Source organism: Gordonia sihwensis NBRC 108236 (assembly GCF_000333035.1).
Lineage (GTDB): Bacteria > Actinomycetota > Actinomycetes > Mycobacteriales > Mycobacteriaceae > Gordonia > Gordonia sihwensis.
Map to the genome: position 1 here is coordinate 1 of NZ_BANU01000046.1, position 22,125 is coordinate 22,125.

The 22,125-nt window shown below is 67.8% G+C and carries 23 protein-coding genes, 1 tRNA gene and 1 other RNA gene; 17 read left to right on the forward strand and 8 right to left on the reverse strand.

What is annotated here, in order from left to right; translation table 11 throughout:
* Positions 1-250: 250 nt before the first annotated feature.
* Both GSI01S_RS18935 and GSI01S_RS18940 read right to left on the reverse strand, forming a co-directional pair.
* Positions 251-1,471 (reverse strand): acyl-CoA dehydrogenase family protein, encoded by a 1,221-nt coding sequence (locus tag GSI01S_RS18935; RefSeq protein ID WP_006898279.1) that lies wholly within the window; start codon positions 1,469-1,471, stop codon positions 251-253.
* Positions 1,472-1,500: 29 nt separating this feature from the next.
* Positions 1,501-2,868 carry an acyl-CoA dehydrogenase family protein gene (locus GSI01S_RS18940; protein WP_006898280.1) on the reverse strand — a complete coding sequence of 456 codons (1,368 nt, stop codon included), beginning with the start codon at positions 2,866-2,868 and terminating at the stop codon, positions 1,501-1,503.
* 118 nt (positions 2,869-2,986) lie between these two features.
* Between GSI01S_RS18940 and GSI01S_RS18945 the strand changes: the two genes are divergently transcribed.
* Positions 2,987-3,646 (forward strand): MBL fold metallo-hydrolase, encoded by a 660-nt coding sequence (locus GSI01S_RS18945; RefSeq protein ID WP_006898281.1) that lies wholly within the window; start codon positions 2,987-2,989, stop codon positions 3,644-3,646.
* Between the two features lie 32 nt (positions 3,647-3,678).
* Here GSI01S_RS18945 and GSI01S_RS18950 read toward each other — a convergent pair whose 3' ends face one another.
* Positions 3,679-4,032, reverse strand: a complete 354-nt coding sequence (locus GSI01S_RS18950) for a VOC family protein (RefSeq protein ID WP_006898282.1) — start codon at positions 4,030-4,032, stop codon at positions 3,679-3,681.
* A gap of 114 nt (positions 4,033-4,146) precedes the next feature.
* On the reverse strand, positions 4,147-4,947 hold the full coding sequence (gene hisN / locus GSI01S_RS18955) for a histidinol-phosphatase (RefSeq protein ID WP_006898283.1): 801 nt from the start codon (positions 4,945-4,947) through the stop codon (positions 4,147-4,149).
* Between the two features lie 87 nt (positions 4,948-5,034).
* Between hisN and GSI01S_RS18960 the strand changes: the two genes are divergently transcribed.
* The 11 genes from GSI01S_RS18960 to GSI01S_RS19005 all read left to right on the forward strand — a co-directional run bounded on the left by GSI01S_RS18960 (position 5,035) and on the right by GSI01S_RS19005 (position 13,832).
* The gene (locus tag GSI01S_RS18960) at positions 5,035-5,394 is read left to right on the forward strand and encodes a hypothetical protein (RefSeq protein ID WP_051999706.1); all 360 of its coding nucleotides are present in this window, start codon (positions 5,035-5,037) and stop codon (positions 5,392-5,394) included.
* A 42-nt stretch (positions 5,395-5,436) separates the two neighbouring features.
* Positions 5,437-6,549: a peptide chain release factor 2 gene (prfB, locus tag GSI01S_RS18965; protein ID WP_006898285.1), complete on the forward strand. Its 1,113-nt coding sequence runs from the start codon at positions 5,437-5,439 to the stop codon at positions 6,547-6,549.
* Positions 6,550-6,574: 25 nt separating this feature from the next.
* Positions 6,575-7,504, forward strand: a complete 930-nt coding sequence (locus GSI01S_RS18970; RefSeq protein ID WP_045538593.1) for a mechanosensitive ion channel family protein — start codon at positions 6,575-6,577, stop codon at positions 7,502-7,504.
* The gene (locus GSI01S_RS19660) at positions 7,494-7,997 is read left to right on the forward strand and encodes an Rv3103c transmembrane domain-containing protein (RefSeq protein WP_006898287.1); all 504 of its coding nucleotides are present in this window, start codon (positions 7,494-7,496) and stop codon (positions 7,995-7,997) included. Before GSI01S_RS18970 ends, GSI01S_RS19660 begins: the two co-directional genes overlap by 11 nt.
* Before the next feature lie 28 nt (positions 7,998-8,025).
* Positions 8,026-8,712 carry a cell division ATP-binding protein FtsE gene (ftsE, locus tag GSI01S_RS18980; protein WP_006898288.1) on the forward strand — a complete coding sequence of 229 codons (687 nt, stop codon included), beginning with the start codon at positions 8,026-8,028 and terminating at the stop codon, positions 8,710-8,712.
* Between the two features lie 38 nt (positions 8,713-8,750).
* Positions 8,751-9,656 (forward strand): permease-like cell division protein FtsX, encoded by a 906-nt coding sequence (gene ftsX, locus GSI01S_RS18985; RefSeq protein WP_006898289.1) that lies wholly within the window; start codon positions 8,751-8,753, stop codon positions 9,654-9,656.
* 29 nt (positions 9,657-9,685) lie between these two features.
* Positions 9,686-10,159, forward strand: a complete 474-nt coding sequence (gene smpB, locus GSI01S_RS18990; RefSeq protein WP_006898290.1) for an SsrA-binding protein SmpB — start codon at positions 9,686-9,688, stop codon at positions 10,157-10,159.
* Between the two features lie 3 nt (positions 10,160-10,162).
* Positions 10,163-10,918, forward strand: a complete 756-nt coding sequence (locus GSI01S_RS18995) for an alpha-amylase family protein (protein WP_006898291.1) — start codon at positions 10,163-10,165, stop codon at positions 10,916-10,918.
* Between the two features lie 95 nt (positions 10,919-11,013).
* Positions 11,014-11,386: a transfer-messenger RNA gene (ssrA, locus tag GSI01S_RS19935) on the forward strand.
* A gap of 81 nt (positions 11,387-11,467) precedes the next feature.
* Positions 11,468-11,989 carry a hypothetical protein gene (locus tag GSI01S_RS19000; RefSeq protein WP_006898292.1) on the forward strand — a complete coding sequence of 174 codons (522 nt, stop codon included), beginning with the start codon at positions 11,468-11,470 and terminating at the stop codon, positions 11,987-11,989.
* Between the two features lie 106 nt (positions 11,990-12,095).
* Positions 12,096-13,832 (forward strand): penicillin-binding transpeptidase domain-containing protein, encoded by a 1,737-nt coding sequence (locus GSI01S_RS19005; protein WP_006898293.1) that lies wholly within the window; start codon positions 12,096-12,098, stop codon positions 13,830-13,832.
* Positions 13,833-14,027: 195 nt separating this feature from the next.
* Here the strand turns inward: GSI01S_RS19005 and GSI01S_RS19010 are convergent, their stop codons facing one another.
* Positions 14,028-15,050, reverse strand: a complete 1,023-nt coding sequence (locus GSI01S_RS19010; protein WP_101841539.1) for an alpha/beta hydrolase family protein — start codon at positions 15,048-15,050, stop codon at positions 14,028-14,030.
* Between the two features lie 95 nt (positions 15,051-15,145).
* Positions 15,146-16,792 (reverse strand): long-chain fatty acid--CoA ligase, encoded by a 1,647-nt coding sequence (locus tag GSI01S_RS19015; RefSeq protein ID WP_006898295.1) that lies wholly within the window; start codon positions 16,790-16,792, stop codon positions 15,146-15,148.
* Positions 16,793-16,940: 148 nt separating this feature from the next.
* Here GSI01S_RS19015 and GSI01S_RS19020 point away from each other — a divergent pair, with 148 nt between their 5' ends.
* Together GSI01S_RS19020 and GSI01S_RS19025 are read left to right on the forward strand one after the other, a co-directional pair.
* Positions 16,941-17,519: a TetR/AcrR family transcriptional regulator gene (locus GSI01S_RS19020; RefSeq protein ID WP_006898296.1), complete on the forward strand. Its 579-nt coding sequence runs from the start codon at positions 16,941-16,943 to the stop codon at positions 17,517-17,519.
* 19 nt (positions 17,520-17,538) lie between these two features.
* Positions 17,539-18,306, forward strand: a complete 768-nt coding sequence (locus GSI01S_RS19025) for an SDR family NAD(P)-dependent oxidoreductase (protein ID WP_006898297.1) — start codon at positions 17,539-17,541, stop codon at positions 18,304-18,306.
* A gap of 33 nt (positions 18,307-18,339) precedes the next feature.
* Here the strand turns inward: GSI01S_RS19025 and GSI01S_RS19030 are convergent, their stop codons facing one another.
* Both GSI01S_RS19030 and GSI01S_RS19035 read right to left on the reverse strand, forming a co-directional pair.
* Positions 18,340-18,696: a DUF488 domain-containing protein gene (locus GSI01S_RS19030; protein WP_006898299.1), complete on the reverse strand. Its 357-nt coding sequence runs from the start codon at positions 18,694-18,696 to the stop codon at positions 18,340-18,342.
* 33 nt (positions 18,697-18,729) lie between these two features.
* Positions 18,730-19,389 carry an alpha/beta hydrolase gene (locus GSI01S_RS19035; RefSeq protein WP_006898300.1) on the reverse strand — a complete coding sequence of 220 codons (660 nt, stop codon included), beginning with the start codon at positions 19,387-19,389 and terminating at the stop codon, positions 18,730-18,732.
* A gap of 42 nt (positions 19,390-19,431) precedes the next feature.
* On the opposite strand from GSI01S_RS19035, the gene pgm reads away from it, so the two are divergent.
* From pgm to GSI01S_RS19050, 3 genes are all read left to right on the forward strand, one after another.
* On the forward strand, positions 19,432-21,072 hold the full coding sequence (pgm, locus tag GSI01S_RS19040; protein WP_006898301.1) for a phosphoglucomutase (alpha-D-glucose-1,6-bisphosphate-dependent): 1,641 nt from the start codon (positions 19,432-19,434) through the stop codon (positions 21,070-21,072).
* Between the two features lie 30 nt (positions 21,073-21,102).
* Positions 21,103-21,831 carry a DsbA family protein gene (locus GSI01S_RS19045; RefSeq protein WP_006898302.1) on the forward strand — a complete coding sequence of 243 codons (729 nt, stop codon included), beginning with the start codon at positions 21,103-21,105 and terminating at the stop codon, positions 21,829-21,831.
* A gap of 110 nt (positions 21,832-21,941) precedes the next feature.
* Positions 21,942-22,014: transfer RNA gene (locus tag GSI01S_RS19050), tRNA-Ala, on the forward strand.
* Positions 22,015-22,125: the final 111 nt, after the last annotated feature.

Below are 22,125 nucleotides of genomic sequence, written 5' to 3' on the forward strand. Positions count from 1 at the left end.
GGTCCTGCAGGGTGGTGCTTACTCGACGGTCCTGCAGGGTGGTGCTTACTCGACGGACCTGCAGGGTGGTGCTTAGTCGACGAGCAGGCGGGGTGGTGCCTAGTCGAGGGGCCGGCGGGGTCGCGGGGGGCGGCCTGGGGACGGGTCAGGGGCGGGGGATTCGCTCGGAGCCCTCGATGAGGACGCCGCGGCGTGAATCCCCCGCCCCTGATCGTGCGACGGGAATGCAGAGCCTACGGGCTCGGCCTGATCACTTCAGTTCGGCACTGCTCTTCCCGAGAATGCGCCGGGCGATGATCAGCTGCTGAATCTGCTGCGTTCCCTCGAAGATGTCGAGGATCTTCGAGTCGCGCGCCCACTTCTCGAGCAGGGTGCGCTCGGAGTAGCCGTAGGTGGACGCGAGTTCGACGGCCTTGTTGGTGACGTCGGTGCCGGTGCGGCCCGCCTTGGCCTTCGACATCGACGCCTCCAGCGAGTTCGGCATCTTGTTGTCGGCCATCCACGCGGCGCGGATCGCGAGCAGGTATGCGGCCTCGTAGTCGGACTCCATGCGGATGAACTCCGCCACCGCGGCCGGCTGGTCGGCGGCCGGACGGTCGTAGTCGATTTCGAGGCCGGCCTCCTCGAGGAGCTTGCGGAGTTCCTCGAGTGCGGCGCGCGCGACGCCGACAGCCATCGCGGCGACCATCGGCCGCGTGTTGTCGAAGGTCTGCATGACCCCGCCGAAGCCCTTCTTGACGTCCACCTCCGGCGAACCGAGCAGGTTGGTGGCGGGAATCCGGCAGTCCTCGAAGCGGATCACGGCGGTGTCGGACGCGCGGATGCCGAGCTTGTGTTCGAGCCGGACGATGGTGACGCCCGGGTTGTCCCGAGGGACGACGAAGCTCTTGATGGCCGCGCGCCCCAGGCTACGGTCCACCGAGGCCCACACCACGATGTGGGTGGCGCGCGAACCCGCGGTCACGAAGATCTTCTCGCCGTTGATGACGTACTCGTCGCCGTCGCGCGTCGCGGTGGTGGTCACCGCGGCCGAGTCGGAACCGAAGCTCGGCTCGGTGATGGCCATCGACGCCCAGACCTCGCCGCCGAAGCTCTCGATCTGTTCGTCGGTGGCGACAGCGGCGATGGCCGCGTTGCCCAGTCCCTGATACGGGATCGAGAGCATGAGCCCCACGTCGCCGTACGACGCCCACATGGCGTTGAGGACCGACTGCATGTTGCCGCCGTTGGCGTTGTAGCCCTCCGGTCGCTGCTTGTTGGCGTCGCCGCGACCACCCGCGGCGCCCGCACCGGCCTGGCCGGCGGCGGCGAGACCGTTGTAGAGGTTCGCCAGAGTGTCCAGCTCCACCGGGTACTCGTGCTCGGCGAGGTCGTACTTGCGCGAGATGGGCCGGAAGATCTCCAGCGCCGCATCGCGCGCCTGCTCCACCGTGGGCTGCAGCTTCTTGGGCAGTTCGAGATTGATTGCCATGATGTCGACTCCTGAAACTCGTCTCGCCGTCAGAGAACGACGATGCCCTCGCCGATGCCCGCGCCGCGCAGGTCGCGGTACCACCGCTCCACCGGGTGCTCCTTGGTGAAGCCGTGGCCGCCGAGCAGCTGCACGCCGTCGAGGCCGATCTGAAGGCCCTTATCGATGGTGAGCTTGCGCGCCAGCGCCGCCTCGCGGGCGAACGACAGACCCTGCTCCGCACGCGAGGCGCCGCGGAGGGTCACCAGTCGCAGGCCGTCGAGTTCGGTCGCCATGTTCGCGACCATGAACGCCACCGCCTGGCGGTTCGAGATCGGCTCGCCGAAGGCCTCGCGCTCGTTGACGTAGGGGATCACGTAGTCGAGCATCGCCTTCGCGGTGCCTGCGGCCAGTGCCGACCAGCCCAGGCGCGACAGGCGCACCACGTCGCGGTACGCGGCCGCCGCGTCGTCTCCCTCGACCTCGCCGAGGAGAGCCGTGGCGGGAACGGCCACGTCGTCGAGCAGCAGCCGGCCCATTCCGGCTGCGCGCAGGCCCATGCCCGGATCGGCTTCGATCACCAGACCCTGGCTGTCGGACTCGACGATGAACAGGGCCGGACGGCCGTCGAGCTGCGCGCCGACGATGAACAGTTCCGCGCTGCCTGCCGCGGGGACGAACGACTTCACGCCGGAGAGGCGGAACCCGCTCGGCACGCGCTTGGCCTTGGTCTGCAGGTCGAAGGCGTCGAACAGCGGGCGCGGCTCGGCGATGACGACCGCGGACGACGGTACGTTCTCGCCCGCGAAGTCGGGAAGGTAGGTGCGCTGCTGGCCGTCGCTGCCGAAGTTGGTCAGGGTGGTCGCGACGCCGCTCGGCGCCAGAAGGGGGAGGGCCAGTCCCATGTCGCCGTACGCCATGGCCTCGGCGACGAGCGCGTTGGTGACCACACCGCGTTCGGTGGCGGCTCCGTCGAAGGCCTCCGGAACGTTGATCATCGTGATGCCGAGCTCCGCCGAGCGCTTCAGGATGTCCTCGGGAGTGGTGGCGGCGTTGTCGGAGTCGTATGCCGCCGGCCGCAGGATCTCGGTGGAGAAGTCGCGGACGGTCTCCGCGATCATCTCCTGCTCTTCGTCGGGGTTGAGGTTGAAGAATCCCTTCGACGAGGTGGCCGGACGCTCCGGCTTTCCGCTGCTCGCGACCTGGGTGAACGCGCGGTTGGCCGCTCCGAGGGTCTTGAATCCGGTCTTGGTGGCGTGGAAGGCCACCCGGTTGATCGGCTCGCGCAGGTGGTACTTCTCGGCGATGTCGGAGCCCGTGATGGTCGTGAGCAGGCGCATGGCCGCACCGATCGGAGTGCGCTTGTGCGGCTGCGTGCCGACGGACGAGGTGTCGCGGGGTTCGGTGTTCGTGGTCATTTCCTCACCAGATTCTCGAAGCGGATTGTCGCGATGGAGTTCTTACTCCGTAGTAAGGAGTTACCTTACTCCTCGGTAAGAAGGTTGTCACGCCTCCGGCACGACTATCGTCGGAGCCATGCGCATCACCCATTTCGGCCACTCCTGCGTACTGCTCGAGATCGATCGCACCCGGGTGCTCTTCGACCCCGGAAACCTCTCGTCGGGATTCGAGACGCTGACCGGGCTGGACGCGATTCTCATCACCCATCAGCACCCCGACCATGCGGATCCGGCGCGGCTGCCCGCGCTGGTCGACGCCAATCCGCAGGCGGTCCGTTACGCCGACCCGCAGACCGCGGCCCAACTGAACGAGAAGCGGGACGCCGGCCAGTGGTCGGTGATGGCGGCGGGGGAGCAGACGCGAATCGGTGCGCTGACCGTCCGCGGCACCGGCGGCAGACACGCCGTGATCCACCCGGATCTGCCGGTGGTCGACAACATCGCGTACGTGGTGGACGCCGCCGACCGTCCCGGCGCCTTCATGCACCCCGGCGACAGCCTGTACATCCCATTCGAGCGGATCGACGTTCTGGCCCTGCCCGCGGCCGCGCCGTGGCTCAAGCTCAGCGAGCCCGTCGACTACCTGCGCGCGGTCGCGCCGCGGCGGGCCTTCCCGATCCACCAGGCCGTCCTGTCCGATGCCGGCCGTGCCATTCACAATGCGCGGATCGACGAGATGAAGCCGACGGGCACCGAGTTCTCCGTGCTGGAGTCCGGGGTGCCCGTCGAACTGTGACCGCCGCCGCGGCCTGAATCACCGCCGCGTGGTCACTGTTTCGGCAACGGACTGTAGAAGACCAGCCCGTTGCCCTTGTTGTCGTAGACCACCGCACGCCGCTCGTGCGCGTCGTTGTACGCCTGGGTGACGATGCCGCCGCCGCTCGCTTCGACGGCCTTCGCGGCCGCGTCGACGTCGTCGGTCTTGATTCCGACCACCACCTGACCGTGGATCGGGTGGTCGACGGCCGTCGCGAGTGCGACGGTGACTCCGCCGCCGTCGAGGGCGGCGAAGTGTGCGCCGTCGCGGAACTTCAGAGCCATTCCCAGCGTCTCGCTGTAGAACTTGATCGATTCGTCGAGATCGTCGGTCGACAGGACGATCATCTTCACTTCGTTGCTCATGGCGCCTCCGCATTCAGTTCTCGGAGCGGGATGTCGCTCCATCGCGGAGGCTACCGGCGACTTCCTTGTGCCGCAGGAGTATTCCGGCGCGAACGCGGAGTCACGCGCGGAGGATCACGTCCCCAGGGCTGCCAGAGTCTCCCGCTGCAGCAGACCGTTCGTGGCCACGGCGCTTCCGCCGCCCGGGCCGGGCCTGCCGCCCAGATCGGTGAACTCGCCGCCCGCCTCGCGTACCAGGACATCGAGTGCCGCGAGATCCCACAGGGAGACCTCCGGTTCGGCGGCGATGTCCACTGCGCCCTCGGCGACGAGGCAGTAGTTGAAGAAGTCGCCGTAGCCGCGCACTCGCCAGACGCTGTCGGTGAGCGCGATGAATCGGTCGCGGATGCCGCGGTCGGCCCAGCCGGACAGGCTGGAGAAGGCCAACGACGCCGAGCCGAGGTCGTCGACCTTCGACACCGAGATCGGCCTGGGCTCGCCGCCGTCGAGCGACGCGAAGGCGCCGCCGCCCGCCGCCGCCCACCAGCGCCGGTTCAACGCAGGCGCACTCACCACGCCGACCGACGGCACGCCGTCCACGAGCAGGGCGATGAGCGTGGCCCAGACGGGAACGCCGCGGACGAAGTTCTTGGTGCCGTCGATCGGATCCACCACCCATTGCCGCCCGGTGAGCAGCGGGTCGCCGCCGAACTCCTCGCCGAGCACGGCGTCGGCGGGTCGGGCCTGGGCGATGCGGTCGCGGATCATCCGTTCGCACGCGAGGTCGGCGTCCGACACCGGGGTGAGATCGGGCTTCGAGTCGACGTGCAGATCGAGGGCGCCGAAGCGGGAGAGCGTGAGGTCGTCGGCTGCATCGGCCAGATCGAGTGCCAGCTGAAGATCTGCGCCGTGACCGGCGTCCGAGAGGGTAGCCACGGCATCCGAGGCTAGCACCGGCGGCCGATGCGTCCGGCCGTGCGACATCCGTCTCTCCCCGATGCCGTCCGGCGGTACTCTCAGGCCATGCCTGTGTGGATCAGCGTCGTGTTCATCCTGATCGTCGCGACGTCGCTCGTCGCGATGCTGATGCAGCGCCGTGGGCGCCGGATGTTCGGAGGCGGCGTCGACGCGGCCTCCGGCTATGTGGAGGGCACGCTCACGGTGACCGGGCTCGGCAGGCAGAACGAGCCCGACAAGAACGGGAGCCGGTACTGCACCATCAGCGGCACCATCATCGGCCCGCAGATCGCTCCCACCGAGGTGTACGGCACTCAGGTGCTCGGCGCCGACGACGTCGCGCCGACGGTGGGCGCGTCGATGCCCGTGGTGTACCGGCCCGGCAAGGTCGACTCCACGTGGCGGTTCGGGGTGCTCGGCGACTGACCGCGGTCGGGCGTCCGCGGCCAGAGGGTAACCTGGTTCCTTGTGCACCCCGATGTCTCCGCTGATCTCGAATCGCTCGACGCCACCCTGACGACCGTCGAGAAGGTGATGGACCTCGACGAGCTCCGTCGCCGAATCGACGAGCTCGAGATGCAGGCTTCCGACCCCGACCTGTGGAACGACCAGGAGCACGCGCAGAGCGTCACCTCCGAGCTCTCGCACGCGCAGTCTGAACTCCGCCGGGTCAGCGAGCTCCGGTCGCGCCTCGACGATCTCCCGGTGCTGTACGAGCTCGCGGAGGCGGAGGAGGGCGACTCGGCCGTCGCGGCTCTCGAGGACGCGGAGACCGAGCGAGCGGACCTGCGCCGCGACATCGAGGCCATGGAGGTCAAGACCATGCTCGCGGGCGAGTACGACCCCCGCGAGGCGCTGGTGAACATCCGCTCCGGTGCGGGCGGAGTGGATGCGGCGGACTGGGCGCAGATGCTGATGCGCATGTACATCCGGTGGGCCGAGCAGCACGGGCATCCGGTCGAGGTGTACGACACCTCGTACGCGGAGGAAGCGGGCCTCAAGTCCGCGACCTTCGCCGTCAAGGCGCCGTACATGTACGGAACGCTGTCGGTGGAGCAGGGCACCCACCGCCTGGTGCGGATCAGTCCGTTCGACAACCAGGGCCGCAGGCAGACCTCGTTCGCCGAGGTCGAGGTGTTGCCGGTGGTCGAGACCACCGACCACATCGACATCGACGAGAACGACGTGCGGGTGGACGTGTACCGCTCGTCCGGCCCGGGCGGACAGTCGGTCAACACCACCGACTCCGCGGTGCGGCTGACGCACGTCCCGACGGGCATCGTCGTGACATGTCAGAATGAGAAGAGCCAGCTGCAGAACAAGGTCGCCGCGATGCGCGTGCTGCAGGCCAAACTCCTCGAACGCAAGCGTCTGGAGGAGCGTGCGCAGATGGACGCGCTCAAGAGCGACACCGGCGCCAGCTGGGGCAATCAGATGCGCTCGTACGTGCTTCACCCCTACCAGATGGTGAAGGACCTGCGAACGAACGTGGAAAGCAACAACCCGTCTGCGGTGCTCGACGGTGATCTCGATCAGTTCATCGAAGCGGGCATCCGCTGGCGGATGAACGAAGGCGAGTGATCGTATCGATTCCGTTCCCACCTACCTGGTAGATCGGCTCGGGCTGCCGAGCTGGCTGCAGTCCTGGGAGAAGTGGCTCGCAGTCGACTTCGTCGGCATCCTGCTTTGGATCATCGGCGGGATCCTGGTCATCCGGTTCTTCCGATGGGGTGCCGGCCGGTACAGCAAGCGGGTGCTGCGGCAGTTCGAGTCCAGCGACGACATCGTGCAGTCCGAGGACATGAAGCACCGGCGGGCACTGGTGGACGTCGTGACCTGGACGTTGGTAGCGCTCACCGTTGCCGCGGTCACGATGCACATCCTGGGGATGTGGGTCGCGAAGAGCAGCCTCGTGGGGCTGAGCGCGGTGGTCGGTGCGGCGCTGGGCTTCGGCGCGCAGCGCGTGGTGCAGGATCTGCTGGCCGGCTTCTTCATCATCGCCGAGCATCAGTACGGCTACGGCGACGTCGTCAACCTCTCGGTGACCGGCGGCCTCGAAGCCGAGGGCACCGTCGAGGATGTGACGCTCCGCGTCACCCGACTCCGGAACACGGACGGCGAACTGCTCATCGTGCCGAACGGTCAGATGATCAAGGCCGCGAACCTGTCGAAGGACTGGGCACGGTCGGTGGTCGACGTGCCGGTGCCGCTCGACGCCGACATCAACGAGGTCAACACGGTCCTGCGCGAGGTGGGACAGACGTTCTACGACAACCCGCGGTGGAACCGGTTGCTGCTCGACGCGCCGACCCCGCTGGGCATCACCAACCTCGAACTCGACTCGGCGACCGTCCGGATGGTGGCGCGGACGCTTCCCGGCCAGCAGTTCGAGATCGGCCGCGCGCTGCGCGGCGACATCATCTACGGCCTCGCGCGCCACGGGATCTTCGTCCAATCGGTGCAGCAGCAGTCGGCGGTCAAGACCGCCGGGGACGAGGCCGCCCAGACCGGAGGCGGGGTGAGCGATGAGCACTGAGGAACGGCCGGCCGACACCGCCGCTCACACGACCGTCGCCGAGGCCGCCGCAGCTCCCGAGCCGTCGGCGATCGTGAAACTCGCGCGGCGCATGCGGCACGTCTATCACACGCGCATTCGGACGACCACCGTCGTCCTGATCCTCATATGGTTCGCGCTGCTCGGCTTCTACGGGTTCAGTTCCGAGCACTACGCCACCGAGCCGAGGGTCCCGCAGGGCACGCAGGTGCAGCAGCCTGTCGAGCCGACGACGTCGCAGCCCAGCTACACCTCGCAGACCCCCACGTCCTCGACCGTCGAGTCGTCGACCGAACCGACGCAGACCGAGACTCCCACCACGGAGACCGGACGGGGCACCGAGGGCACCGGCCGTCAGACCGGGCGGGCCACGCCGAGCACGCCGGCCGGGGAGCAACAGCAGCAGCAACTGCCGCAGGCGCCGAATGGAACCGTGCAGCCGACCTCCCAGCCCGGAGCCAGTGCGGGCGAGTAGTCCTGACCGGTCAGTACACTTGGCTACCGTGATCAAGCTGACGAATGTGACGATGCAGTACGCAGCGTCTTCTCGCCCCGCGCTGGACGATCTGTCGCTGGAGGTCGAGAAGGGGGAATTCGCCTTCCTGATCGGTCCGTCGGGTTCCGGTAAGTCGACCTTCTTCCGGCTGCTGCTCAAGGAGGACAAGCCGACGTCCGGCGACGTGTACGTGGGGGATTTCCACGTGAACAAGCTCCGCAGCCGGGAGGTCCCGAAGCTCCGTCAGTCCATCGGCTGCGTCTTTCAGGACTTCCGCCTGCTGCAGCAGAAGACGGTGGCCGACAACGTGGCCTTCGCGCTCGAAGTGATCGGCAAGCCCGCGTCCACGATCCGGGAGGCGGTGCCCGAGACCCTGGAGTACGTGGGTCTCTCGGGCAAGTCGGACCGGATGCCGCACGAGCTGTCCGGTGGTGAGATGCAACGGGTGGCGATCGCGCGAGCCATCGTCAATCGTCCGGCCCTGCTCCTGGCCGACGAGCCCACCGGAAACCTCGACCCGGAGACCAGCGAGGAGATCGTCGAGGTTCTCGACCGTGTCAATCGCGGCGGCACCACCGTCGTCATGGCCACTCACGACCGCCACATCGTCGACGCGATGCGGCGCCGCGTGGTGGAGTTCGACAATGGGACCCTGGTGCGCAACGACGAGCACGGCGTCTACGGCATCGGCTGACACTTGACCTTCCACAGGCGGGAAACCAAAGGCATCACATGCGCTTGAACTTCATCTTCGGCGAGGTCTTCAACGGCTTCCGCCGCAACATCACCATGACCGTCGCGATGGTGCTCACCACGGCGATCACCCTCGGCATGCTCGGCGGTGGTCTGCTCGTGATCCAGATGGCCAACAAGAGCCAGAAGATCTTCCTCGACCGCGTCGAGATGCAGTTCTTCATCAACGACGCGGTCACCGCGAAGGATCCGAACTGCCTCGAGGCTCCGTGCACCACACTGCGCACCGACCTGGAGTCGGAGCCGGGAGTGGCGTCGGTGACGTTCATCAGCCAGGAGCAGGCGTACAAGACGGCCAAGGAGTCGTGGGAGAAGGACTCGCCCGAGCTGGCCGACTTCATCCGCAAGGAGGCGTACCAGGGAGCGCTTCGCGTGCGGATGGCCGATCCCGACCGCTTCGGCGCGGTGCTCGACAAGTACTCGCGGGCCGAAGGTGTCGACGGAGTCCTCGATCAACGTGACCTGGTCAAACGTATCTTCAGCGTGCTCGACGGGGCGCGCAACGCGGCCTTCGCCATCGCCGCGGTCCTGGCCGTGGCCGCGATCCTGCTGATCGTCAACACCGTGCAGATCGCGGCGTATACGAGACGGACGGAGGTGTCGATCATGCGGCTGGTCGGCGCCACCAGGTGGTACACCCAACTGCCCTTCCTGCTGGAGGCGGTGATCGCCGCGGTGGTCGGAGCGCTGCTCGCCATCGGCGGGCTGTTCCTGGCGAAGATATTCTTCTTCGACAAAGCGCTCGAAGACCTCTACGGTGTGAACATCCTGGCGCGCATCACGTCGGCGGACGTGTGGTTCGTGTCGCCGTGGCTGCTGTTGTCGGGCATCGTGCTCGCCGGCGTCACCGCGTACGGCACCTTGCGCGTCTATGTCCGTGAATGACGACTACATGAAGAATTCGGAGGTCTGCCGTGCCCAGGGATAAGGGTAAGTCGGTGATCGCGACGAACCGGAAGGCTCGGCACAACTACACGATTCTCGAGACCTTCGAGGCGGGGATGGTTCTCCAGGGGACCGAGGTCAAGGCGCTGCGCGAGGGCAAGGCGTCACTGGTCGACGCCTTCGCGACGATCGACGACGGCGAGGTATGGCTCAACGCCGTGCACATCGCCGAATACGGCAGCGGCACCTGGACCAACCACGCCCCCCGACGCAAGCGCAAATTGCTGATGCACCGTCGTGAGATCGACGGGCTCATCGGCAAGCTGCGCGACGGAAATCTGACGCTGGTTCCACTGTCGATGTACTTCTCCGACGGTTACGCAAAGGTGGAGCTGGCGCTCGCCAAGGGCAAGCAGGCGCACGACAAGCGCCGCGACATCGCCGAGCGGACCGCCAAACGCGAGGTGGAGCGGACTCTCGGCCGGCGCGTCAAGGGAATGTAGCGGTTGGCGGTTCCGCGCAGACTCTCCGGCATCGCGCTGACGCTTGTGGTCGCGGCGCTCACGGCCGCGGGCTGCGCCGACCGGGCACCGCAGGCGCAAGCGGTTCCCGAGGTGGGCTGGCTCGTCGCCGACCATTCGTGCGCGCCAGATCGGGTGCGGGCTCAAGCGGACGCCCTGGTGCGCACCGGTCTGCGCGACGTGGGGTTCCGCGAGTTGTTCATCGATTGCCATGACGAGGACCGCGCCCGGATCGACGCCGACTCGGGCGTTCGCGCCGATCTGGCCTCGCTCGGACTGCACATGCATCCGCTCCCGTCCGCGCAGCGACGCACGGCCGTCGACGCCGCGGCCGCTACTCCGTCCGGGCTCCGGACGGCGGTGACGCGGCGGGTGATGAGGGCCGAGCCCCTGGTGGTGACCGGAGATCTGCCCGCCGTGCCCCGTGGCACGGTCGAGATGCTCCGGAACCCGGAGATCGGTGAGTTGGTCCGCGATCGCCGTGCGGCACCGGGCGCCGAGGTGAACGGCGATCCCGAGACGTACTCGCGGGCGATCGGTGAGCGGGGACTGCTGGTGTCGTTCACCAACACCGGACCCGTCGGCCGCGACATGTCGATCCCGATCGCCGATCTCGGCCTGGCCGACGACGACGTGGTTCTGGCGCGTGAGGTCTGGTCCGGACGCCGCATCAAGGCCGAGGACGGGGAACTCACCATTCGGGTAGGAGCGGGCGACGCGGCACTGCTGCGGATCGGCTGAGCGACCCGAATGACGTCGCGACGAATACCGGGATGATTCTGTCGTCTCCGTTGGTTATGATTAGGTGTCCGCCAAAATCTGGAGGGCACCCCCTCGGGGCCGATCGGTTTCGACTACGTGCATCGAGGTGGGGGAAGCGTGTCGGTGCAGGCTAGAGACCACCGTAAGCGTCGCAGCAACCAATTAAGCGCCGATTCCAATCAGCGCGACTACGCTCTCGCTGCCTGATCAGCGAGGCTAGTCTGTCGGCCCGGTTCTAAGTTCCCGGAACCGGATGCCGGCATCAGCTAGGGAACTCACTGTCGCCGCCGGTCGCGGGCGTCGGCAGGACATCCAACAGCGACTGGGATCGTCATCCCGGCTTGTTCGCGAGACCGGGAGATCCGAGTAGAGACACAGCGGACTGCACACGGAGAAGCCCCACTGAAGTGACGGAGGACCCGGGTTCAATTCCCGGCGGCTCCACGAGGTAAGGCCCCCGGTCGTCACCGACCGGGGGCCTTACTCATATCCGGCAGCTCATATCCGGCAGATCGCTAGGCTGCGTTGATGCAGATCACGAAGTGGATCGGGACCGCGAGCTGGTGGGTATTCGTCGTCGCTCGTCTCGTGGGAGAGATGGGAGAGCCGGTCGCCGGGACATCGCGCGATTTCGTCGGCTTCCTGCGGGTCGGCGGTGGATGGACCGCGTACACGCCGCTCACCGATGCGATCGCGACGAGGAACGTCGACACCGCCGCACCGAATGCGCTGATGCTGATCTCGCTGATCGCACTGGCAGTCACGGTGGATGCGGGAGTGGTGCAGGCCGTGCTCAGTCGCCGTCTGCTCGTCGGCGTGATCGCGGTCGCGGCGCCGGTCGTCGGAGGTGTACTGGTCCTGTGGGCTCTCTACCACCGGACTGGGGCCGCAGGCGCAGTGCAACTCTCGTCGCTGTCGGTATTCGCCCTGATACTGACCGCCGTGGCTGTTCGCGGTCTCGGTACACAGCTCGGTGCGTATGGGAATCGGGCCGGGGCCGCGGCGCAGGCCGGACGAGGAGCGGACTCGACCGGCGGAGGATCCGCCTGACGGGGACGTCGTGTTCTTGCAGGTCGGCGACGGTGTGGTCGAGAAGACAGTGCCGGTGGCTGCTCGTGAGTTGCTCTGCCGGCCCGTGTCTCGGTTGACTTGAGAGATGCGCAGAATCGCCGTGGGCGTCGTCCTCATCCTGCTCGTCGCGCTCGCTACAGCGTGCGGAAGTGACCCGTCGCCGGCTCAGCGGCTGGCGGACGCGCTGAACGGCCGCGACATGACCGCCGCCGCCTCGGTGACCGACGATCCGGCGTCGGCCGAGAAGGCGTTCACAGCCAGCTTCGACGGGATGGGCGAGGCCAGGGTTCACGTGAGTGTCGGCGGCGAGGACGACGACGAACTGAACTGGTCGTGGTCGCTGCCGCACGGCCGGACCGTCGACTACACCACATCGGTCGCGGAGACGGGCGGCAAAGTCCGCTGGACGCCGCAGCTGATTCATCGAGACCTCAAGCACGGCGCTCGTCTGCTCTACAGCGATGACAAGACCTACGACGTCCCGGTCGTCGACCGGTCCGGTCGCGACCTCCTCACCTGGCAGGAGGTCACGGTGGTCTCGCTCGCCCCGGATCGGTCCGGGTCTGCGGAGGCACTCGCCGCGCGACTGCGGCCGGTGGCGCCGACGGTCACCGCAGCATCCGTGCGCGCAGACGTCAAAGGAAAGAAGGAACCGACCACGATCGTGACACTGCGCGCCGCGGACGCGAAGAAGGCCGGGGACCTCGCTTCCATTCCCGGCGTCACAGTCCGCAAGGAGGGACGCCTGCTCACCGCGTCGAAGGACCTGCGCTCTCCCGCGGTCGCCGGCCTCGAGGAGCAGTGGCGGAAATCGATCGACGCGGCGGCCGGCGCCACCGTGGCGATCGCCGACGCCGAGGGGAACCCGATCGGGCGCGTGAAGACATTCGACGGCCGGACTCCCGAGCGGGTGGAGACCACTCTCGACGTCGCCCTCCAGCGTGCGGCGAATGCCGCGGTCGCCACTTCGCGTCGCCCGACGATGCTGGTCGCGATCCGGCCGTCGACCGGAGGGATCCTGGCGGTGGCGCAGAACGAGGGAGCCGACCGGCAGGGGCCGGTGGCGTTGAGCGGTCTGTACCCGCCGGGCTCCACGTTCAAGACGGTCACCACGCTGGCCGCACTCGATGCCGGCGTCACGAAGCCCGATGCGATACTGCCGTGTCCCGGAAAGAAGCGGATCGGCGATCGCGTCATTCCGAACGAGAACGAGTTCGATCTCGGTGCCGTGCCGCTGCACACCGCGTTCTCGCGCTCGTGCAATACGACGATGGCGGCGCTGTCGGCCGAGTTGTCCGATACCGCGCTCACCGACACCGCGCGCTCGCTCGGGCTCGGCGTCGACTACACGATCCCCGGGCTCACCACCGTGACAGGCGCGGTCCCCGCAGCGAAGACCACTGCGGCGAAGGTCGAGAACGGGATCGGGCAGGGCACGGTCACCGCCTCGCCGTTCGGCATGGCGCTCGCGGAAGCGAGCCTCGCCGCGCGTCACACCGTCACGCCCACGTTGATCCAGGGACGCGCCACCGGGGAGAGTGCGCGGCCGTCGGAGATCTCGGCGTCGGCGGCCGCCGCACTCCGGACGATGATGCGCGAAACCGTCAGTTCCGGCACGGCGACCGCCTTGCGCGACATTCCGGGGCTCGGAGGCAAGACGGGGACGGCCGAGTACGGCGACAACACCCACTCGCACGGCTGGTTCGCCGGCATCGACGGCGACCTCGCCTTCGCGACCCTCGTCGTCGGCGGTGACAGCTCGGCGCCCGCGGTGCAGGTGAGCGGCGAGTTCCTGCGGGCGGCGAAAGCGGATCTGCCCTGACCCGGAGAAGCGAAGTGCCCCGCCGTGGGCGGGGCACTTCGTCGAATCGGAGGGGCGCTTACTGAACGCCGGAGAAGACGGTCTTCAGAAGCTCGAACACGTGAGGATGCTCAACGATTGCCGTCCACAGTGCTGCGTCCATAGGTATCTCGCCTTTCTAAGGGGATTCGAGGCTTACATCCCCACTTTACGTGGTCATTGCGAATGCCGTTTCGCGAAGACGCGCAGCGCGTCCAAATAGCCCGGTGCGTACACCGAAGACGGCGCGAACCTGGTGCGTGCCGCGACACGGAAATCGTCTCGGTACTCGATTCCCTCCCGCGTGATGCTGTGAGTGGCGTCGTCGAACCGCTTCACGGTCAGCAGATCCGGCCGGACGGTGCGGCGGTAGACGGACTCGGTCTCGTCCACGTCGACGGTGCGGTCGTCGCCCCCGAGCACCAATAGGAGCGGAACTGCGATGCCCGGCAGGGACGCCGTCGCATCCGACCGGAGGTTGCGTTCGGCGAAGCCCCACTGCGCGGGGGTCATCGGCTCCGGATCGATCCCGGAACGCCGGTACGCGGCGTACCCGGCACCCTCTTCCAACAGGCGCACCCGCTGGGCCCGGCGTGCCAGTTCCGCCGACGCCTCCGGAGCCGGGGCGCCGTGTGCGGACAAGTCGGACCGCAGCGCGAACTCGTGCTGCCGGAGCCAGTTGACCGCCGGCCCCACCAGGACGGCGAATCGCACGTCATTGCGCGCCGCGAGCACCTCGGGCACCACCCATCCGGCCTGTCCGTCGCCCCAGACGCCGATGCGGGTGGTATCGATGTCGGGGCGCGTGTAGGCCCACGAGACAGCGGCCTCGACCTCCGTCTCACGGTCGTGCATCGATTGGTCGAGCCAGTCTCCGGGCGCGCCGCCGACCCCCGGTTTGTCCCACGACAGCGTTGCGAATCCGGCCTTCGCGTACGCGTCCCAGAGCGGCTTGTAGGTGTCGTCGCGACTGGCGTTCGCCGGCCCGTCACCGTGGACGAACACCACGAGCCCGTGCGGTCCCTCGCTGTTGACAGGCGTCGCGAGCACCGCGTGCAGTTCGCCGCGGGGACCTTCGATCGTGACCCGTTCCTCGTGGATCGCGAAATCGCCCGCCACCAGGATCCACACGGTACCGCCGAGGACGAGCGCTGCGATCGTGCCGAGCGCCGCCAACGCCAGCTTCTTCCTGCGGCTCACTCAGGCGAGTCTAGACGGAGGTCGCCGCGCACTCGAAGGCCCGACCGTCGCGTGGACGGTCGGGCCTTCGAGAGCGGGTGGCCTGCGGGCGGCGTCTACGCGTCGGGTTCGCCGAGCACCGTGTAGTCGCCGTCGGCGTAGTGCTGACGGACGCGCTTCTTGTCGAACTTGCCGACCGAGGTCTTGGGCACCTCGGTGACGAACGACCACCGCTCGGGGATCTGCCAGCGCGGGATGCGGTCCTCGAGGAACTTACGGTGCGCCTCCACGTCGGCGTCCGCCTCATCGCGGACCACCGCGAGCACGAACGGCCGCTCGTCCCACTTGGCGTCCGGGACGCCGATGACGGTCGCTTCCACGACCGCCGGATTCGACGCGATCACGTTCTCCAGTTCCACCGACGAGATCCACTCGCCTCCGGTCTTGATGATGTCCTTGGCGCGGTCGACGATCGTCATGTACCCGTCGGGTGTGATGGTCGCGACGTCGCCGGTGCGCAGCCAGCCGTCGTCGAACTTCGACGGATCGGCGACGTTGCCGTCGGGCTGGTAGTACGAGCCGGTGATCCACGGGCCGGACACCTCCAGTTCACCGCGAGCCTCGCCGTCCCAGGGCTGCTCCTGGCCGTCGTCGCCGACGATCCGTGCGGCGACCGGAGCGGGGAAGCGGCCCTGGGTGACCCGATAGGCGAAGGCGGCGTCCTCGTCCTCGACGCCGGCCGGGGGCCGGGAGATGGTCCCCAGCGGGGAGGTCTCGGTCATGCCCCAGGCGTGCACGATCTTGACGCCGTAACCGTCGAACTTGGTGATCATCGACGGCGGGACCGCCGCACCGCCGACGACCACCTCGCGCAGGTGGGTGATGTCCTGCGGCTTCGCATCGAGCAGTGCCGACACACCCTGCCAGATGGTCGGCACCGCGGCGGCGAGCGTCGGGCGGGTCTCGGCCATCATCGCCAGCAGCGGCTCCGGCTGCAGGAAGCGGTCGGGCATCACCAGGGTCGCGCCGGCCATCATCGCCGCGTACGGCAGCCCCCACGACATGACGTGGAACATCGGGACGATCGCGAGCATCGTGTCGTGATTCGACAGACCCATGCCGCTCGTCGACGTCCCGAGGAGCGAATGCAGGTAGATGCTGCGGTGCGAGTAGACGACTCCCTTCGGGTCGCCGGTGGTACCCGAGGTGTAACACATGACGGCGGCGTCGGTTTCGTCGAGCTTCGGCCAGTCGTAGGTCGTCGGCTCGCCGGCGATCAAATCGTCGTAGGCGTGCACGGTGACGCCTTCGGGTGCGGTCAGCGACTCGACGGGGCCGTTCGCCACGACGACGTGCTTCACATTGGGTGTGCCGGTCAGATACTGCGACAGCATCGGCGCGACGGACGCGTCGACGAAGATCACCTTGTCGTCGGCGTGATTGATGATGAATACGGCCTGCTCGGGCGAGAGTCGCAGGTTCAGGGTGTGCAGAACGGCGCCCATCGACGGCACGCCCGCGTACAGCGCCTGATGCTCGGTGTTGTTCCACATGAAGGTCGCGACCCGATCGCCCCTGGCGACGCCCAGCTTGGTCAGCGCGTTGGCGATCTGTGCGCCCTGGTCGCCGATGTCGGCGAACGAGGCCTCACGGGTGCCCTCTCCGGTCCAGGTGATCACCTTCGCCTCGGGGAACACTCGACGGCTGTACTCGACCAACCCCGAGATCAACAGATCTCCGTGCTGCATCGTCGTCTGGACCATGTGCTGTCTCCTTCACGCTGTTCGCACGCGCAGTGCCACCGGAATGTCGATGATGTGAATCGGTTCACTCTCGTGATCGATTGTTCCCCGAACTACAGTCAAATTATGCATCATTTCGTTCGAATGATGCAGAGGCGGGAGATTGACGGTGATCGATCCGGAGGTCGTCCTCGACGCGGCGCGTGAGGTCTTCATCGCGGACGGCGGGATCGAGGTCGGGGAACTGGCTCAGACGGTGGGTGTGAACCGGACCACACTCTACCGTCGATGGGGTGGGCGCGACGGCTTGTTGGCCGAGGTCATCTGGTCGATCACCGAGCCGACGATCGCCGCCGCCGCGCGGCGCGCACCTGGCCGCGGAGCGGAGAAGATCGCGAGAACGATGGGGGAGTTCGCCGCCATCGTCAACGGCTCGGTGCATTTCGGAACGTTTCTGCGACGGGAGCCCGAGCGGGCGCTCCGACTGATGACCACGCACGCCGGTGGCGTCCAGCCGCGCATCGTCGGAAAGATCCGCGAACTGGTGCAGGCGGAGATCGATGCGGGGGAGATGTCCTCGCCGCTGCCGATCGACGATCTGGCACTCATCCTCGTCCGCATCACCGAGACGTTCGTCTACACCAACCTCATCACCGGTCGCGAGCCGGACGCGGCGAAGGCGTCGCAGGCCTGTGCCGCCATTCTCGGCGTCGGGCTGCTATCCGACGACCCGAACGAAATCACCTGAGAGCAAGGAGATCACAGCCATGTCGACAATCCTCGACACCTTCCGTCTCGACGGCAGGGTCGCCCTCGTGACCGGCGCGTCCAGCGGACTCGGCGTCGGCTTCGCGAAGGCGCTCGCCGACGTCGGCGCCGACGTGGTCCTGGCCGCGCGGCGCGCGGACCGCCTCGCCGACACCGAGGCTGCGATCGAGGGCGTGGGACGGCGTGCGCTCGCCGTCACCACCGACGTCTCCGACCCCGAGCAGTGCACCGCCGCGGTCGACGCGGCGATGGCCGAGTTCGGGCGCGTCGATGTGCTCGTCAACAATGCCGGCGTCGGCTGGTCCGCGCCGGCGCTGCGTGAGAAGCCCGAGGACTTCCGCCGGGTGATGGAGATCAACGTCAACGGCTCGTACTGGATGGCCCAGGCGTGTGCGCGGGTGATGCGGCCGGGCAGTTCGATCGTCAACCTCGCGAGCGTGCTGGGACTCACCTCGGTGCTGATGCCGCAGGCCGCGTACTCGGCCAGCAAGTCCGCGGTCATCGGTCTCACCCGCGACCTCGCGCAACAGTGGACTCCCCGCAAGGGCATCCGGGTGAACGCGCTGGCGCCGGGTTACTTCGAGTCGGAGATGACCGGCGAGTTCGCCGCGGGCGTCCTGGACGAGTACGTGGTTCCGCGCACGCTGTTCGGCCGGATCGGGAATCCGGGGGAACTCGACTCCGCCCTGGTCTTCCTCGCGTCGGACGCCAGCAGTTACATCTCGGGTCTCACGCTGCCCGTGGACGGTGGGATGCTGACGAACTGACGGTCCGGCCAGACTCGGCGGGCCAGCGCTCGCTCAGCGGACGCCGTGGTCGGCGAGCGCCGCGACGATCGTCGGGACGTGACTGGTGGACGGGTCCTTGGTGGCCGTCGCGAGCTCCAGGTCGCCGTCGGTTCCGAGGCGCACCAGTTCGGCGAGCGCGTCGGCCTGCGGTCCCGGCTCGTCCAATTCCGCTCGATAGCGTGCGGAGAACGCGTCGTACTCGTCGGGGTGCGCGTGATACCACTTGCGCAGATCGTTCGACGGGGCCACCTCTTTGAGCCAGCGGCCGATGCGAGGGTCGTCCTTGTGCACTCCGCGCGGCCACAGTCGGTCGACGAAGACGCGGTGGTCGTCGGGGTCGTCGTAGACGCGGGCGATGGAGACGGTCACGTGGGTGTCCTTTCGCCGGTGGTGATTCCGACGTTACGCCGTCGTGCCCGCGACCGAGCGACGGTCGGCGGCCAGTGCGTCGGCGACGAACCGCAGGGCGCTGCCCTGCCAGAGCCCGATGTGGTCGAGCATCGGATGGCCGCCGTCGGGCACCGCGAGGTATTCGGCGTCGAGTCCGCGGGCCGCGAGCTCGGCGATGCCTTTCGCGGTGCGCCGGGCCCGCGTGACGGTGTCGGCCTCGCCGTGCACGGCGCGAACCCGTGCGCCGGGGTGGATCTGCCGCCAGTCGGCGAACTGCCACCACGGCGCGAGGGCGAGGATGTCGGTGACCCGCTCGTCGTCGCCCAACTGCGCGGCGATCCGGCCGCCCATCGAATGGCCGATGACGGCGATCGGGACGCCCGGGTAGTCGGCCGCGAGACGGTCGAGAGCGGCCCGGGCGTGGGGCATCGGGCTGGCCTGTCCGCCGTTCCAGCCGTAGACCCGGTACTGCGCCTGACGGACGCGGACCCGCGTGCCGAAACGCATCTGGATCGACGCGGTGAACGGGTACATCCGCAGAGCCGAGCCCTGAACTCGGGAGAAGGGCCGGTAGCTGAAATCGGTTCCGCCGGGGAGCACGAGAACGGCCAGTTCCGGATCCCGGACGGCGGCGCGCACCGGTGTCAACAGCATGTTCGCCAACTGCAGCATTCGCCCAGACTATCCGGAGAAACCGGTGGCAGAATCGACGGCATGGCACACCCGAGAGCAGGAACGCCCGCGACCGCAGACGACCTCATCGACGTGGCAGCCGTCGAACGCGCCTACTACGACATCACCCCCGATCCCGCGAACCCCGACCAGCGAGTGGTCTTCGGCACGTCCGGGCATCGCGGATCGAGTCTGGACGGCGCGTTCAACGAGGCGCACGTGCTGGCGATGACGCAGGCCATCGTCGAACACCGGCGGAAGGCGGGTGTCACGGGGCCGGTGTTCATCGGCTTCGACACGCACGCGCTGTCGATGCCCGCGTGGCGGTCGGCGCTGGAGGTGCTCGTCGGCAACGAGGTCACCGTGTTCACCGCCGACGGTGACGAGTTCACGCCGACGCCCGCGGTGTCGCGCGCCATCCTGCGGTTCAACTCGGAGGAACTCGGGGCGGTGGCCGACGGGATCGTCGTCACGCCGTCGCACAACCCGCCCGCCGACGGCGGATTCAAGTACAACCCGCCCAGCGGCGGACCGGCCGACACCGACATCACCTCGGCGATCGCGGCCCGGGCGAACGAACTGCTGGCGGACGGGCTGTCGGGCGTCCGGCGGGTGCCCTTCGAGCGAGCGCGGCGGTCGGAGCGGGTGATCGACTACCCCTTCCTGGGCGAGTACGTCACGGCGCTCGACGAGGTGGTCGACATGGACGCGATCCGCGCCGCCGACGTCCGGATCGGCGCCGACCCACTCGGCGGGGCATCGGTGGCCTACTGGGGCGAGATCAAGGACTACTACCGTCTCGACTCGATGACCGTGGTGAACCCGAAGACCGACCCGGCGTTCGGTTTCATGACGCTCGACACCGACGGCAAGATCCGGATGGACTGCAGCTCGCCCAATGCGATGGCCTCGCTGATCGCGGCGCGAGAGTCGTACGACATCGCCACCGGCAACGACGCGGACGCCGACCGGCACGGCATCGTCACCGCCGATGCCGGGCTGATGAACCCGAACCACTACCTGGCGGTGGCGATCGACTACCTGTTCACTCACCGTGAGGAGTGGAGCGAGGCGGCAGCCATAGGCAAGACCCTCGTCTCGTCGTCCCTGATCGATCGCGTGGCCGCGGGTCTGGGTCGCACACTCGTCGAGGTGCCTGTCGGATTCAAGTACTTCGTCGACGGTCTGCTCGACGGCACCATCGCGTTCGGCGGTGAGGAGAGTGCCGGCGCCTCGTTTCTGACGGTGGCCGGCCGCCCGTGGTCGACGGACAAGGACGGCCTCATCATGGATCTGCTCGCCTGCGAGATCCTGGCCGTCACCGGGCGCACTCCATCGGAGCGGTACCGCGAACTGGCTGAGAATTACGGTGAGTCCGCTTACGCGCGCATCGATGCGCCGGCCGATCGAGAGCAGAAGGCGCGGCTGGCGGCGCTGTCGGCGGACCAGGTGCACGCCGACGTGCTGGCCGGCGAGCCCATCACCGCGATCCTCACCGAGGCACCGGGCAACGGCGCGCCGATCGGGGGACTCAAGGTGACGACGGAGAACGCCTGGTTCGCGGCGCGTCCGTCGGGGACCGAGGACGTGTACAAGATCTACGCGGAGTCGTTCCGCGGCGCCGACCATCTCGCCGAGGTGCAGTCGGAGGCGCAGTCGCTGGTCGATTCGGTGCTCGGCTGATCCTGGACGGGTCCCGCTAAGGTCGACATCGTGACGAACGGTGACAAGCCCCGCGAGAACCCCGACTACCAGCCGCAGTCCGCCGGCCCGTCGTCGTATCTGTTCATCGGGATCGGACTGCTGGTGGTCGCAGCGCTGGTGATCGGCGGCTTCATCTGGATGACGCACAAGACGTATCCGCCGGTCGACGACAAGGTCCTCGCCGAGAACGCCTCGTTCATCGTCGGAGAGAAGACGGCTCCGGAGACCATCGACGTGTTCGAGGATTTCCACTGCGAGCACTGCAAGAAGTTCGAGCAGCAGTCGGGCGCCGCGATCCAGCAGGCCGTCGTCGACGGCAGGATTCGCGTGCGCTATCACATGCTGAACTTCCTCGACAAGGATTCCGGGTCGGGCGACTACTCCTCGCGGTCGGCCGGTGCGGTCCTGTGCGTCGCGCGCAACGACGGCCGCGACGTCTTCTGGAAGCTGCACTCGCAGCTGTTCGAGAAGTCGGGAGACGACCCGACGAATCAGCAGATCGCCGACCTCGCCGCCGCCGACGGCGCCGGTGCGGCGACGCGCGACTGCATCGCCTCCGGACGACTGGTCGACGAGGCGCGGGCGATGTCGGACGCGTCGAAGCAACAGCTGAGCAACTCCACCGAGGGCCAGGTCGCCACCCCGACTGTCCTGCTGGCCGGCAAGCAGGTGGAGAACATCATGGACGGCACCGCATGGCTCGACAAGATCATCGCGGGCCAGAAGCCCACCGGGTAGCGTCGGCCGGCAAGTGCCGCCGACCAGCCGATTTGGCCGGGTGATGCGCGTGCGGTAACTTAGCTAGCGCACTCGGAGAGGCAAACGATCCGGTGCGCACAAGTGAACACGGGGCTATGGCGCAGCTGGTAGCGCACCACACTGGCAGTGTGGGGGTCAGGGGTTCGAGTCCCCTTAGCTCCACAGGTTCGAGACCTGATGTGTCTTAGTCGAACCCCGGCTTCCGCTTTGCGGAGGTCGGGGTTTGCTGTTGCGTTCGACAGTCCAGCGGCCCGGGCTGGGAGTTGTGGATGC

Coding starts and splice junctions, on each gene's coding strand:
- GSI01S_RS19000 (WP_006898292.1), top strand. CDS start 11,468: ATGCAGATCACGAAGTGGATCGGGACCGCGAGCTGGTGGGTATTCGTC.
- GSI01S_RS19035 (WP_006898300.1), bottom strand. CDS start 19,389: ATGCTGCAGTTGGCGAACATGCTGTTGACACCGGTGCGCGCCGCCGTC.
- GSI01S_RS19025 (WP_006898297.1), top strand. CDS start 17,539: ATGTCGACAATCCTCGACACCTTCCGTCTCGACGGCAGGGTCGCCCTC.
- GSI01S_RS18960 (WP_051999706.1), top strand. CDS start 5,035: ATGCCTGTGTGGATCAGCGTCGTGTTCATCCTGATCGTCGCGACGTCG.
- GSI01S_RS19015 (WP_006898295.1), bottom strand. CDS start 16,792: ATGGTCCAGACGACGATGCAGCACGGAGATCTGTTGATCTCGGGGTTG.
- GSI01S_RS18935 (WP_006898279.1), bottom strand. CDS start 1,471: ATGGCAATCAATCTCGAACTGCCCAAGAAGCTGCAGCCCACGGTGGAG.
- GSI01S_RS19660 (WP_006898287.1), top strand. CDS start 7,494: ATGAGCACTGAGGAACGGCCGGCCGACACCGCCGCTCACACGACCGTC.
- pgm (WP_006898301.1), top strand. CDS start 19,432: ATGGCACACCCGAGAGCAGGAACGCCCGCGACCGCAGACGACCTCATC.
- ftsX (WP_006898289.1), top strand. CDS start 8,751: ATGCGCTTGAACTTCATCTTCGGCGAGGTCTTCAACGGCTTCCGCCGC.
- GSI01S_RS18940 (WP_006898280.1), bottom strand. CDS start 2,868: ATGACCACGAACACCGAACCCCGCGACACCTCGTCCGTCGGCACGCAG.
- GSI01S_RS19005 (WP_006898293.1), top strand. CDS start 12,096: ATGCGCAGAATCGCCGTGGGCGTCGTCCTCATCCTGCTCGTCGCGCTC.
- GSI01S_RS18945 (WP_006898281.1), top strand. CDS start 2,987: ATGCGCATCACCCATTTCGGCCACTCCTGCGTACTGCTCGAGATCGAT.
- GSI01S_RS18950 (WP_006898282.1), bottom strand. CDS start 4,032: ATGAGCAACGAAGTGAAGATGATCGTCCTGTCGACCGACGATCTCGAC.